This is a genomic window from Nostoc sp. DSM 114167 (assembly GCF_052692655.1).
Genome location: NZ_CP195116.1, coordinates 3,413,903 through 3,427,231, shown reverse-complemented (window position 1 = coordinate 3,427,231; position 13,329 = coordinate 3,413,903). Strand labels below are relative to the sequence as shown.

Annotated in this window: 10 protein-coding genes; 3 read left to right on the top strand and 7 right to left on the bottom strand. The window is 41.8% G+C overall.

All coding sequences use genetic code 11. The annotated features are described in order from the left end of the window. Positions 1–65 precede the first annotated feature (65 nt). Together hemC and NSTC731_RS14500 are read right to left on the bottom strand one after the other, a co-directional pair. Complete coding sequence (gene hemC / locus NSTC731_RS14505; RefSeq protein WP_445631420.1) at positions 66–1,037, bottom strand: hydroxymethylbilane synthase; 972 nt, start codon at positions 1,035–1,037, stop codon at positions 66–68. Positions 1,038–1,379: 342 nt separating this feature from the next. Further along, complete coding sequence (locus NSTC731_RS14500) at positions 1,380–2,117, bottom strand: phycobilisome rod-core linker polypeptide (protein ID WP_445631419.1); 738 nt, start codon at positions 2,115–2,117, stop codon at positions 1,380–1,382. A gap of 799 nt (positions 2,118–2,916) precedes the next feature. Between NSTC731_RS14500 and NSTC731_RS14495 the strand changes: the two genes are divergently transcribed. Beyond that, on the top strand, positions 2,917–3,888 hold the full coding sequence (locus NSTC731_RS14495; protein WP_445631418.1) for a YegS/Rv2252/BmrU family lipid kinase: 972 nt from the start codon (positions 2,917–2,919) through the stop codon (positions 3,886–3,888). Positions 3,889–4,094: 206 nt separating this feature from the next. Continuing rightward, positions 4,095–5,645 carry a metallophosphoesterase family protein gene (locus NSTC731_RS14490; RefSeq protein ID WP_445631417.1) on the top strand — a complete coding sequence of 517 codons (1,551 nt, stop codon included), beginning with the start codon at positions 4,095–4,097 and terminating at the stop codon, positions 5,643–5,645. 224 nt (positions 5,646–5,869) lie between these two features. Here the strand turns inward: NSTC731_RS14490 and NSTC731_RS14485 are convergent, their stop codons facing one another. The 5 genes from NSTC731_RS14485 to NSTC731_RS14465 form a co-directional block, all read right to left on the bottom strand. Further along, complete coding sequence (locus NSTC731_RS14485) at positions 5,870–6,076, bottom strand: helix-turn-helix domain-containing protein (RefSeq protein ID WP_445631416.1); 207 nt, start codon at positions 6,074–6,076, stop codon at positions 5,870–5,872. A gap of 214 nt (positions 6,077–6,290) precedes the next feature. Then, positions 6,291–6,698: a hypothetical protein gene (locus NSTC731_RS14480; RefSeq protein ID WP_445631415.1), complete on the bottom strand. Its 408-nt coding sequence runs from the start codon at positions 6,696–6,698 to the stop codon at positions 6,291–6,293. Positions 6,699–7,042: 344 nt separating this feature from the next. Then, positions 7,043–7,477, bottom strand: coding sequence for a CAAD domain-containing protein (locus NSTC731_RS14475; protein ID WP_445631414.1), 435 nt, complete (start codon positions 7,475–7,477; stop codon positions 7,043–7,045). Between the two features lie 182 nt (positions 7,478–7,659). Further along, entirely contained in the window at positions 7,660–8,121 is a 462-nt protein-coding gene (locus tag NSTC731_RS14470; protein ID WP_292741746.1) for a BON domain-containing protein, read from the bottom strand. 142 nt (positions 8,122–8,263) lie between these two features. Continuing rightward, positions 8,264–9,544, bottom strand: coding sequence for a histidine kinase (locus NSTC731_RS14465; RefSeq protein WP_445631413.1), 1,281 nt, complete (start codon positions 9,542–9,544; stop codon positions 8,264–8,266). Positions 9,545–10,076: 532 nt separating this feature from the next. On the opposite strand from NSTC731_RS14465, the gene NSTC731_RS14460 reads away from it, so the two are divergent. Next, positions 10,077–13,199 carry an MFS transporter gene (locus NSTC731_RS14460; RefSeq protein ID WP_445631412.1) on the top strand — a complete coding sequence of 1,041 codons (3,123 nt, stop codon included), beginning with the start codon at positions 10,077–10,079 and terminating at the stop codon, positions 13,197–13,199. Positions 13,200–13,329 lie beyond the last annotated feature (130 nt).

Sequence of the window (13,329 nt, the reverse complement as noted above, 5' to 3'; positions counted from 1 at the left end):
GTCTGGCACATCTTTAGTGCAACGGCGATCAATTCTTATCTAATCACATTGGCTTGCCCAATTGCTTAGGAACCGCGCTGAATCACCGCAAAAATTTCTGATAAAATTTCTTGCGCTCCCTGTTGCCGCAACAGTTCTGCTAGTTCTGTGCCTAGTGCTTCGGCGTTATTGGCAAGTCCGGTGACGGTATCTTTAACGAACTTTTGACCATCTACACTGGCGACTATCCCAGTTAAAGTTAAATTATCACCAGATATTTCTGTATTTACACCGATAGGTACTTGACATCCGCCCTCTAGAGAACGGAGAAAAGATCGTTCAGCGAGACAGCGATCGCGTGTTTCGGTATGTTCAATTGCTTTGAGTAGGGATAGCACTTCACTATCATCAGCACGGCATTCTATCCCCAAAGCTCCTTGTCCAACCGCGTGGAGGGAAATTTCTTTGGGTAAGATTTGATGAACGCGATCGCCCATTCCCAATCTCTCTAATCCTGCTGCTGCCAAAATCAAAGCATCGTATTCGCCTGCATCCAGTTTTGCCAACCGTGTAATCAAGTTTCCCCGCACATCCTTAAAGGTAAAGTGAGGGAAATGATGGCGTAACTGTGCTAACCGCCGTAGAGAAGATGTACCAATTACCGCACCTTCTGGCAACGTATCGATTTGTTTATCTTTGTGCTTTTCATGCACCACTAATGCATCTGCTGGGTTTTCTCGTTCAGTGATTGCTGCTAACGTTAACCCTTCTGGTAAGTGAGTCGGCAGATCCTTGAGAGAATGAACCGCAAAGTCAATCTCTTGATCGATCATTCCGAGTTCAAGTTCTTTAGTAAAAAGTCCTTTATCGCCAATCTTAGCTAATGCTACATCCAAGATTTTATCGCCTTGGGTAGACATGGTGTGGACTTCAAAAGTGAGATCGGGAAAGGCTTTCTGGAGTTGCTCTTGTACCCAGTAGGTCTGAACCAGAGCAAGTTGGCTTTTGCGCGAACCAATCCGAATAGTGCGTGGGGGACTAGAAACAACTGAAGTCATAAAACAATATAATATCGCACGCGATAAATTCACTTTCATCTAGACTACCGTAGTCAGGGACTCATGCGAATTTTGGGTTTTGGATTTGGGATTTTGGATTACAATTCTTTACCAAAAACTTGTTTGTGAAATCTCAAATATGTAGAAGGGGATGGGGAATGGGGAATCGGGAATCGGGAAAAGGAATTTTCATTGCTCCTTGTGAGCGGACTTTAGCTAACTCTTGAGTTCGTTGTTGAACGCAGTGTTCTAATTCAGGGTTGAGTGTTTGTAGCTGTTTGTAATGTTCTGACTGTTGAAGGCGATCGCCCTTGTGAGCGATCGCTACATCTCAAGTTTCAGCTAGTACCCACCAAATTTTGGCAAATAACCGAATGTAGTCAGCAAACTAAACAAGGCAATCAGTACCAGTGTCGAAGCTAATAGCAATAACACCACATCTCTGTCAGAACTACGTAAGAAGGTCTGTAAATTAAAAGGCTCAACCTGCTTTCTCGTCAAGGGAAGCGGCAATTTATCGCGATAATCTTCGCCATAACGAGCCATTCTGGCAAAAGGTAATTCCCCTAGAGAGCGTCCTTGTAAAATCCGTCGCCGTTGATAGGGGACTGTATTGTAACCAAAGTTACTCATGTACTCCTCACTATCCACCAAATCGTCGATAAACCTGTGCAGTCCTTTACTAGCTAGCACAATTGACCAGGCTAGTTTTTCGCGTTCATTGTAAACCTCGCGACCCAATAAGCGCTGTACGCATATCTGCACAAAGCGGTAATTATTGTTGCTTTCGTAATTGAGTCGTCGAAATGCATCAGATATTGCTAATCCTCGAACGAAATCCCTGACTGTAATTTGACCAGTTCTTAGTTGGGATTCTAGACAGATTTGGCGATTGCTATCTAGCATTTGTTGTTCGTGGAAAATCTGGCGATAGGCTGCCTTAATCAAGGCATCCATTTCTAGTGATGATTGCAGATATTCGGCTGTATAAATTCTAGGTTGCTCGTCGCCAAGAATCTCATATCCAGATACACGATGATTTCGAGATGAGGGGGAATAGCTTAACAAAGGAATAGGCATATTAGAGCTATAAATTTGTAGGGATTGGGAATTATGTATGAGCCAAAACAGTTCCGTTAGCTAGGCGTTGAGTCAGTTTGGATTTCTGAAGATTCCCAACTCAGCATTCCTGAAGGGCATTTAATTTTGCTCTTGTCTCCCTTATCCCCAGTTATTAGCCCTTTGAATTGTAATTACCGCCAAATTGATTAGTAGTATGCCAAATTGAATTTCGTAGTAAGGACTTCAGTCCTTATTTTCTAAGCACTAAAGTGCTTACTACAAACCTTCAAGATTAAGTTAGACATTGTACTAATAGGCTGTAGTGGAACTTTATCTACCTTGAATAAGTTGCTCAAGCAACTTGTCTGATTAATTGAGATAGTAGCTAGATTTACGCATTGATGGGAGCGCAACTGAATAGATGCCTAAAGTTTAATTAAATTGCCTTCGCTACTAAACATACAAACTTGCGATCGCTGATTTCACTTTGCTGAAACTACGACTCAAGAATAGTAATTTGCTCACTTCCCATAATATAGGAATTTCCTAAAACCTGTCTATATACAATTCTGATGATGGCTTTAAATTTTTCTACCGACTAACAAACACCTTTTCAGTTGAGTGATGTTGAAACAGGCAGCTAAAAATAGAGTTCTTTGGGAAGGTTTTAAGAACGATTAAAGGTTCTTGCCTTTTCTTGGTGGTATGATGCGATCGTTTAAAAAACTCAGCCCCAAAAGGGAAGTTGAAAATTTACACGAATGCTAAGAATAATTTGTTATCTTCATTAGTTATCCAAGTTTAGTTATTATACCTTATGAATCGTTCCGCCTGTCTGATCTTCAATCCTGTTGCGGGTCAGGGCGACCCAGATACAGAGCTAGCAGAAATTCGGGCAATATTAGAGCCAGAGATCGATCTAGATATTTATTTTACAACTGAAGAAATCGATGCTGACCAACTGGCATATCAAGCTGTAGAGCGAGGGGTAGATGCAATCATTGCTTCTGGGGGAGATGGTACTCTCTCAATAGCGGCGGCGGCGGTAGTGGGAACTGATATCCCATTTGGGATCATTTCCAGAGGAACAGCGAACGCTTTTGCCACAGCTTTAGGAATTCCTGACACGATCGCAGGTGCGTGTCAGACAATTTTGCAGGGAGCAACCACTCATGTAGACGTAGCCTATTGCAACGATCGCCCAATGGTACTTTTGGCAGGTATTGGCTTTGAAGCTGAAACTGTAGAATTAGCAGATCGAGACGCCAAGAATCGCTTTGGGATGATGGCCTACGTTTTGGCAGGAATCCAGCAATTAAGAAATTTAAAAAACTTTGATGTTGAGATTGAAACTGAAGATAGGATAATTAAAACTAGTGCCTGTGCAGTAACAGTAGCGAACGCCGCGCCTCCCACTTCAGTTTTGGCTCAAGGTCCAGCAGGTCTGGTTTATGATGATGGGTTACTAGATTTAACGATTGTAGCTCCAACTAACAAAGCAGGAGCGATCGCTGCCACATTTCATCTATTTCAAACGGCTTCCACAGGTAACGCCGTTGAACGAGATGATATTGGTTTCCTGCGAGCCAAACAATTTAAAATTACCACTGAGCCACCACAAAAAGTTGTTTTAGATGGTGAAATAGTAGGCACAACACCTGTAGAAATTAAGTGTGTACCAGCAGGCTTAAGAATTTTCGTACCATTAGTAGAAGAAGTTGAGCCGACCGAAAAACTAGAGGGACTCCCTAATCTAGTTATTGAGATGAAAGATACAGCAGAAGAATGAGGGTATAGGGCATGGGGCATGGGGCATTGGGCATTGGGAATGGACAAGAGACAAGGAAGAGGGGGAAGACGAGGGACAGGCTTGTTCAATAATTCCCCCTTGTCTTCCTTGTCTCCCTTGTCTCCCCTGCCCCTCTTGCCCCTCTGCTCCCCTGCCCCTCTGCTCTCCCTGCTCACCTTCAATTGAAAACTCAGGAGTAGGTTGCATTGAAACTTGTATCCGATCCAGCGATCGCTAAGAAAATTCGGAAAATGAATCAGCGGGTACGGTGGCAAGATCCGTTAATTGTGGAACGGGATATTGACCAAACTCGGCTGGTTTTGGAAGATGGTCAAACAGACAACTCTGAGTTCTCATTTTTAGTTGTCGGTGATAGTGGTTCCGGCAGGCACAGAGGACACAATCCCCAGCGACAAGTAGCTGAACTTATGCTGCCTCATCACAACGAATCCCGTTTTATGCTGCATACGGGGGATGTGATTTATTTAGTGGGATCGAGTGAATATTACCAGCAAAATTTCATCCAGCCTTACCGAGAGTTTATCTCTGGCATAGAGCATCGCAAACGGATTGCTTATGACCAGATGGTTTTTAAGCTGCCCATTTTACCAGTGCCGGGAAATCACGATTACTATAACTTGCCAATCTTATTGAGCTTGGCATCTCTAACAACATTACCCATTCGCCACCTGTTGCGATCGCGGTTAGACCTAGATGTGGGCTTACATGGCTCAGGATGCGGTGACGCTTACGCAAAGGCATTTCTCGACTATCTAAAGGCGTTTCAGCTTCCAGGAGAGTTAGCCAGTCACTTAGATCGGTATTACACAGCCAAGACAGACACAGGTCGTTGTCTTTCCTATCAACCGGGGCAATTTACCCGCCTTCCCAATCGCTATTACACTTTTCGTTATGGCGGTATTGATTTCTTTGCTTTAGATTCTAATACCTTTAACGATCCACCACCGCTACCGAAAACAAAAAAAGGTAACGCCGATCGCAAACTCTTAGAAAAACGTCGTGAAGATTTAGAGCAAGAAAAACTGCAAATTATTGAAACTTCAGCCAAACTTCGACCGGAAAACCCCAGTGAAGCGGATCAATTAGATGACTTCCATGCCAAGATGTCACAAATTGAAGAAATTATTGTTGATATCGATAAGCAACTAGCCACTAATAAAACAACACTGACCGACACTGAACAACTGGATTGGCTCAAGCAAAGATTAATTGAATCTTGGAATAATTCTGAAGTTCGGGGAAGGATAATTTATTTCCATCATCCTCCCTATGTAACTGAGGCGACGAAGTGGCAACAAGCACAAACTCTAATTGTTCGCGATCGCCTGCGTAGCGTACTGGATGCGGTAGCTAAAGAAATCGGTTCCTTAAATCAGGGTCGTCCTTTAGTAGATTTAGTAATAAATGGTCACGCCCACTGCTTGGAACACTTAGAAACAATGGATACGGGACACGCTGATTCTCATATCCACTGGATTGTTTGTGGCGGTAGCGGGTTTAGTTTGCGACGCCAGCGAATTGAAGGAGCAGATTTGATGGAGGAGAATAGATTAGTGGCGCGATCGCATCTGTTCATCGGTCGCAACGGTCAAGGTTCTCAGAAGCGACGACCTTATTCAGGTTTACGTATTGATGTTAAAGGCGATAAACAGCCCAAGTTTATTGTCCGTCCTTTGGTTGCCGAATGGTATCAGCGGCAATGGCATAATCGCGAACTTGAGCCGCTGATTATTTAAGGAATGGGCATTGGAAATTGGGCATTTGTACTAAGCTAAGAGAAGTATTAGGCAAAAGGCTTAGTTTCATTACTCTGCAATTCTCCGACTTTTGGGTGAATTATTAAGTTCACCAACAGTATCAGTTTATTTTCTGGAAGTCATGCGATCGCATCTTTTGCTCAAGGAACTCTACAAAGACCTTGACTTTCATCGGAATATATTTTCGGCTAGGATAAAGTGCGTTAATTGGAACTGGAGCCAGTGACTATTGAGACAAGACGTTCTTCAGTTAAAGAAACCCGCCGCGTCGTGCGATAAAATAATCGGACTCCTAGCCGTTGCTCTAGCTCATTCACCTTCAGACTGACGGTAGATTTAGGCAAGTCCAGCGATCGTGCTGCCCTGTATGAGCGCTTACTTGTTTCGACCTTGTTGCGCGGCGCAAACAAGGATAAAGCAGCAATATCGACAGCTGTCCACCGATCGAGGTTGATTACGTTGACTACCAGATATTGCCACTAGCATCGTATCCAGCATTCGCGAAGAAGTCCGTTTAATCGCACTGCTATTCGACCATAAAATTAGAGACGCAATATTTGCGTCTCTAGAAACCACTTATTTAGCCTTCTTACGTGTAATTGCACCCAGCAAAAGAGTTGTTAATTAAATTATTCCTGGGCCTCTACCGCGGCTGTCACCCTTATCTGTCAACTTGCCTTCCTCATCCTGATTAACTTCTCCAAGTTCTTCGATACGTTCTTGCTTATCTTCTGCGGCTTGCTGGCGTGCATCACCCGGTTCTTCGTAATACATTTCCGGTTCAATTGCATAGTTATTAGACAAACCTTCATTATCTACGGTATAGCCGTCAGTGGTACGTATACTTTCGGAATCGGTTTGATCGTCAGTAGGTGCGTCTGCTTCTTTTTCTTCCGTGGGACGTGTTTTGAATTTATCTCCTTCTCTTTCCATTCTCGCGGCGGTTTCAGCAGGGATAATGCCGCGATCGTAATTATTGACTTCCGCTCTATCGGATGAATCTGTATCTCTCTTAACTGCTTCATTAGCCATAATTTATGTCCTCGTTAAAGAATCTATTAAATAACTTCAGAAACTAGATTAGGCTGTTTCCGATCTCCAAGCTACTATCTTGAGAAGTGACTTAAATTTAAAAATAATGTTATATTCTCTATCTTTTGATGTATCTAAAAGATTAAGATTGAGTCCGGTTAAATACTGTGAATTGACATTTATTGGTAGAACAAGGGTTTTGGTTGAAGTCAACTTAAATATAAAAAGGGCAATTAGAACTGCAACTATAAGAGACCCTATCCAATTCTGCAAAGGCGGACGAGAGTTTGTCTAGCTGCAAATTCTATTTGCCCGTGTAAATTCTTGTTTAATGGATAGAAAATTTACTCGCCCAGGAATTGGTTTTTCAGTGATTGAATTTCATCGGCTAATTCTTGGCGAGTTGAAGCCTTCAGTAGATAACGGAAAACAAACCAACTGGTGTAACTAATTCCAACTAACTCAAAAAGTGGTGATAGTAGAGGAATATCATTGATTGCCGCTAGCACTGTCAGTACTACTCTAGCTGTAATAATCGCTGCCAAAATTAAAGCAACGCTTATTAGAGGCTGCTTGTAGTCCCGAAAAAAGTCACTTAAATATTGGGGCAGTTGCTCTAAAAATTGAGAAACTTGTCTGCTAATTTGCTGCAATTGAGATTCAGGTTCAGATGCTGGGGGTAACTTTGGCAAGTTTGCAGTATCAGTACCTTCAAGTGCTAGCGTACCTTGTGATAAGGAAGCATTGATCGATTCACGTTGCTGTTGTTCGGTTTCCATAGTTTTTATTGTTTGGTAACTACAAGACTTTGTATAACTGTGAGCATCAATGAAATATAGTTATTAAGGTTGTCAGCGATCGATTATTAGTGGTCAGTTAAACTTCTTACTGACCACTCAGGTTTAACAAGAGCAGTTAAATTTGTTTACGGCTAACTGCTCCTTTGGATTTGTTATTTGCCTTAGTTAGTTACTTTGGCAACAGTTGCTTTCACAACTACACTATTAACACCTTTAATTTCCTTAGCTAATTTTTCAATTTTAGCCAATTCCTGCTGATTGGTGACAGTTCCAGCCACAGTCACAACACCACCATCTGCGGCATTAACTGTTAGTTGACTCTTGGGGATATTAGCCTCTAATTTGGAGCGAACTTCACTTTCTAAGTCAGCTTTAGCTCTTTTTGTATCGCCACCAGTGGTATTGTTGCGCTGTTCGCGGGCACGAATATCTTCATTGAGTTGTCTTCTGCGAACTTCACTTTGTGCATCTTTTTGAGAAGCTTCTGTTGTTTTTGCAGTTGGTGTTTGGGGAGCCTCATTAGGATTGTTGGGTGCAGATTCACTTGTTTTAGAAGCGTTATCACAAGCAGCAACGCCAAAAACTAAAAGGCAACTAATTACGAAAGGGGTTAGCTTTTTCATTGGTTTAATTCTGAATCAGAAAGTGAAATCTATTGATATTTACGGCAAAAGTGAGGAGCAAGTTTTGGTAGTCAGGAGCAAAGTTTTCAAATTATTGCTCCTGCAATTTTGTCTAATTAGTGTGAGTGAAAACTACTTTAGGTTAAAGTACTTCATCACGACGATCGACAATAACTACAGCAGGATCGTTTCTATGAGATTCTGTTGAGTAATTGGGGCGAATCGGATCGACTACTGCGGCGTCACTATGCGTTACTCGGTCGGAACCTGGGCGATAGTCACTAATCTCAGTGGCATCATAGATTGCAAATTCTTCAATACCTCGACGCTTAAGAATTGCTTCAGCTTGGTGGATTTCAGCTTCTGTACCATCGAGAATTACTAAATAGTCGCCTCTTTGAAAGCGATCGCTATATACTCGCGCCCTGTCTTCAGGAATTCCCAAGCCAACAAGTGCGCCGACAATACTACCGGCTGCTGCACCGATCGCGCCACCAGCTAATGTTGTCGCTAAAGCTGTTGCAACTGCGCCACCAGCAATTACAGGCCCGATTCCAGGAATTGCTAAAGTTCCAAGTCCAACTAATAAGCCGGTCAAGCCGCCTAGAACACCGCCTGTAGCAGCTCCAGCTTTTGCACCATCGTCTGCTTTATTACCTGTATCAACGTTTCTATCTACATCTACACCACCGATCCCATGACCGTTTGTATCTTTGGCAATGATGGAGACTTGATTCAAGGAAAAACCTGCATCTCGTAATTCTGTAATTGCGACTTCAGCATCTCGACGATGAGAAAATACCCCGATCGCACGTTTGGAAACACCACTATAACCCGCAGTTGCAGCTGGAGTCACATAACCAGTGGCTGGATTTGTCGCATCTGGGTGGTCGTAAATGCCAAACTCTTCTACACCCTGATGATTTAAAATTGATTCTGCTCTAAGTATTTCTGAATCTGTACCATCAATAATGACTAAATAGTGTCCTCGTCTAACACGTTCGTCGTAAACTTTAGCTCGTTCTTCAGGAATTCCTAAACCAATTAATGCACCAAGTAAACTACCAGCTACTGCACCAATACCAGCGCCAGCGAGAGTTGTAGCTAGGGTAGTTGCTGCGGCTCCAGCCAACATGATTGGCCCAATTCCAGGAATTGCTAAAGTGCCAAGACCAACTAATAAGCCAGTCAATCCGCCCAAAGCACCGCCTGTAGCTGCTCCGACTTTAGCACCTTCGTCAGATTGATCGCCAACGCGATCGCTCACATCCGCACCAGCAATATCGTCTCTGTCACCATCTTGAGTAATGACAGAAACTCTGTTCATGTCAAAGCCAACTTTTTTTAATTCATGTAGGGCATGTTCAACATCTCGACGATGAGAAAATACACCTACAGCACGTTTATGTAGACCGACTACCATTATTCTTTCTCCTCAGCAACAAATCAATTATTTACTAATTCATAGCTCGTAGTAACCCTTATTAATACATGTTTCTATTTAGTTTTCATCAATCGCTTGGGAGAACTTTTCTCTCTATCATTAGATATAGGTGGTTTTATCTAAAGTTAGTAATTAAATCTCTATCAGAAAATATGTTTTATTTTCTAAAGTTTTTATAACAATTATTCTCTGTTTTCAATCTCTTTAATACAATTGATAACAAAATATTCTTTTCTAGGGTTTGCTAGTGTAACTCACCCACTCCAAACTTGCTATATCGGTAGATACAGTTTTACAAAATTCATTTTTGCCCAATATTTTTTTCAAGAAAATATTAATCAAATCATAAATTGTAGTTAACTTATACAAAATAAATATTTATTTTTTTATACGACTTTTGGACAACCAACTTATTACTTAAGAAAGTGTCAGTTTACATAAATGATAATTAAGCTGATAAATAAGCCATTTTATAAATGGGTATTTAATTGAGTAAAAGTGAGAAATTTCTATGTTTCAAGCTGTTTTAAGTATTTTGGAATGGGATCAGCTACCTTTGGGATTAGCGCCGATAACTTTAGCTCAGGAAGTACTAACTCCAGAAGAAACATCAGTTGTTTTTTCTGGGCCTAAATTGTTGGTAGCACTGCTAGCTGGGGTTTTGATGGCATTTGCCTTTCAATTATTATTAACAAACTTTTCAGTTGCAGTCGGAATTTCATCTTGGGAAATTGGCTCAGATTCTGACGATCAGTCTGAAAGTTTGGGTAAGACAATTCGTAAAGGTCAAGCTAAAATTGGTGCTTGGGCGTTAATAACCGTTAGTATCGCATTATTTATTGCTTGTTTTTTAGCAGTAAAACTTAGCCTAATCGAAAGCGCATTTTTAGGAGCAATTATTGGTGTAGTCATTTGGTCTACCTATTTTTCACTAGTAATTTGGTTGGGTTCATCAGCAGTAGGTTCTTTAATTGGTTCTATATCGAATACTGTTACTTCTGGTTTTCAAACTCTGATGGGTACGGCAACTGCTGGCATCAGTGCTAATACTGCAAAAAAACAGTTAGTTTCTACTGCTGAAGATATTACAGCCGCAGTCCGGCGGGAATTAACTTCAGGTTTTGATTCTGAAAGTATTAAAAATACTCTCCAAAGTACTTTAGGTTCTCTGCAATTGCCAAAGCTGGATATCAAACAAATTCGCAGTCAATTTGACCAACTTCTTAAAGATACAGATTTGCAATCTGTTGAAAACAGCGAACTTTTACAAAATATCGATCGCCAACAAGTCGTTGATTTAATCAGTAGCCGTAGCGATTTATCTCAAGAAGATATCAATAACATTGCCGACCAATTTGAAGGTGCATGGCAACAAGCTTTAAATCGCAAAAATCCCACCGAACAAGTAATTAATTTACTCAAGTCCGCTACACCAGAAGAACTTAATTCTGAGCAATTAGGTGAACGGCTGCAAGAATTGGTTACAATCGGAGGCGGTAATGGCAATGGTATAATCAAGCAAGCTATTACGTATGGTTTAAGTGCAGCTGCGCCAGCAGTTCTGGAACGGGTAAACCTTTCTAATATTGATGTGAACAAAATTACAACTCAGTTGCAAAAACTGAAAGAAAAAGTTCAAGATGTCGATGTCGAGCAAGTCACAGAACAATTTCAAAAGTTTAGAGAGGAAGCAACTGAGCAAGTATCTACAAAATTACCCATATCATTAGAAAACGCGATTAAGGCAGATGTAGAAGACTACATATTGCATTCGTTCCCTTGGCACTTTAACCGAATTACTCTAATAGATGAATTTAAAGAAGTCATCTATGACGTAAATGCAGATCCAACAACTGTGAGACGGGAGTTGGAAGAAATCAATCAAGAATATTTCACCAACTTACTAAAGCAACGTGGTGATCTTAGCGAAGCTAGGGTGAAAGAAATTTCTGAGCAAATGGAAAGCGATCGCCTGGAAGTTTTAGAAACTGTCAAACAGGCTCAAGCAAGAGAAAAAGGGCAAGATTTCCGCAGCCGCATCGAAGATTATCTGCGTTCGACGGGTAAAGACGAACTTAATCCCGAAGGTATTGAACGGGACTTTGGCAAGTTGCTGGACGATCCCCAAGCTGGCTTTGAAGATTTAAGTAGCCGCTTCGGGCAATTTGACCGCGATACTTTTGTACAATTACTCAGTCAGCGTCAAGATATCAGCGAAGAGGAAGCTAATAATATTGTTAGTCAACTCGAACGCAACCGCGATAATCTTTTGAATCGTGCTAGGGAATTGCAAGAACAAGCAAAAGCGAAAGCCGATGAACTGCGCCAAAGAGTTGAAGAATATCTGCGAAATACTAACAAAGACGAACTCAATCCCGAAGCGATCAAACGTGAGTTTAGAATTTTGCTAGACGATCCCCAAGCCGGAATTAGCCTTTTACGATCGCGCCTATCGCAATTTGACCGCGATACATTGGTACAATTGCTCAGTCAGCGTCAAGATTTGAGCGAAGAACAGATAAACGAAACTCTCGATCAGCTTGAAGCAGTCCGAGATAGTATTTTGCAAGTACCGCAACAAGCGAAAGAACAGTACGAAAAAACTACAAAAGCGATCGCTGAATATCTCCGCAATACCAACTTGGAAGAACTTAATCCAGAAGGTATCAGAGCCGATTTGGAAAAATTACTCGACGATCCTCAAGCTGGAGCCTTAGCACTGCGCGATCGCTTATCTAATGTCGATCGAGAAACCTTAGTAAAACTCGTGAGTCAAGGCGGCGACTTAAGCCAAGAGCAGGTTAATCAGATCATCGATCGCGCTCAAGATGCCATTGGTGATATCCTGAGAGCGCCACGACGTTTAACCAAGCGCACCACTCAACAAGCTTTAGATTTTGAAGCTAATCTCGAAGAATATCTGCGTAATACCAACAAAGAAGAACTCAACCCCGAAGGAATCAAACGCGATTTACAATTGCTGCTGTCTTCTCCCCGCGCTGGAATTGAGAGTTTAAGCGATCGCGCCGCAAAATTTGACCGTTCGACAATTGTGGCGCTATTATCCCAACGTGAGGATATCTCAGAAGAAGAAGCTAACCGAATTGTCGATCAAATTGATTCTGTTCGCAGTTCGATTGTCGAACAATTCCAGCAGATACAGCAGAGAGTGCAATCAGTGCTAGATGGAGTTTTTGCCAAAGTTCGCAACTATCTCAACTCCCTGAATCGTTCTGAACTCAACTATGAAGGCATTAAGCAAGACTTTGCGAAAGTCTTCGACGATCCCCAAGCTGGATTTGAAGCATTGCGCGATCGCCTCAGTGAATTCGATCGTGATACCTTAGTTGCTGTATTGAGTTCTCGTGAAGATATTTCCGAGGCGGATGCTAACCGCATTATTAACCAAATAGAAGCGGCGCGAGATAGCGTATTGCATCGAGCCGAACGCATTCAGAAAGAAACTCAAAAACGTCTGAAAGCGATTCAAGAACAAGCTAAAAAGCAAGCCGAAGAAACTAAGAAAACCGTTGCAAATGCTGCATGGTGGATATTTGGGACAGCAATTACTTCTCTTTGTGCCAGTGCGATCGCAGGTGCGATCGCTGTGACTGGGATAACTCTACCTGGGTAAAATATCTCCGTCATCAAGAATTATGAGAAATACAAAGTGGCATTCAGTCTTTACAAATGAATGCCACTTTTTTATTTATCAAAAAATTACCGTGAGATTAAATCCCGTTAATTACTTATGATTACCGCAT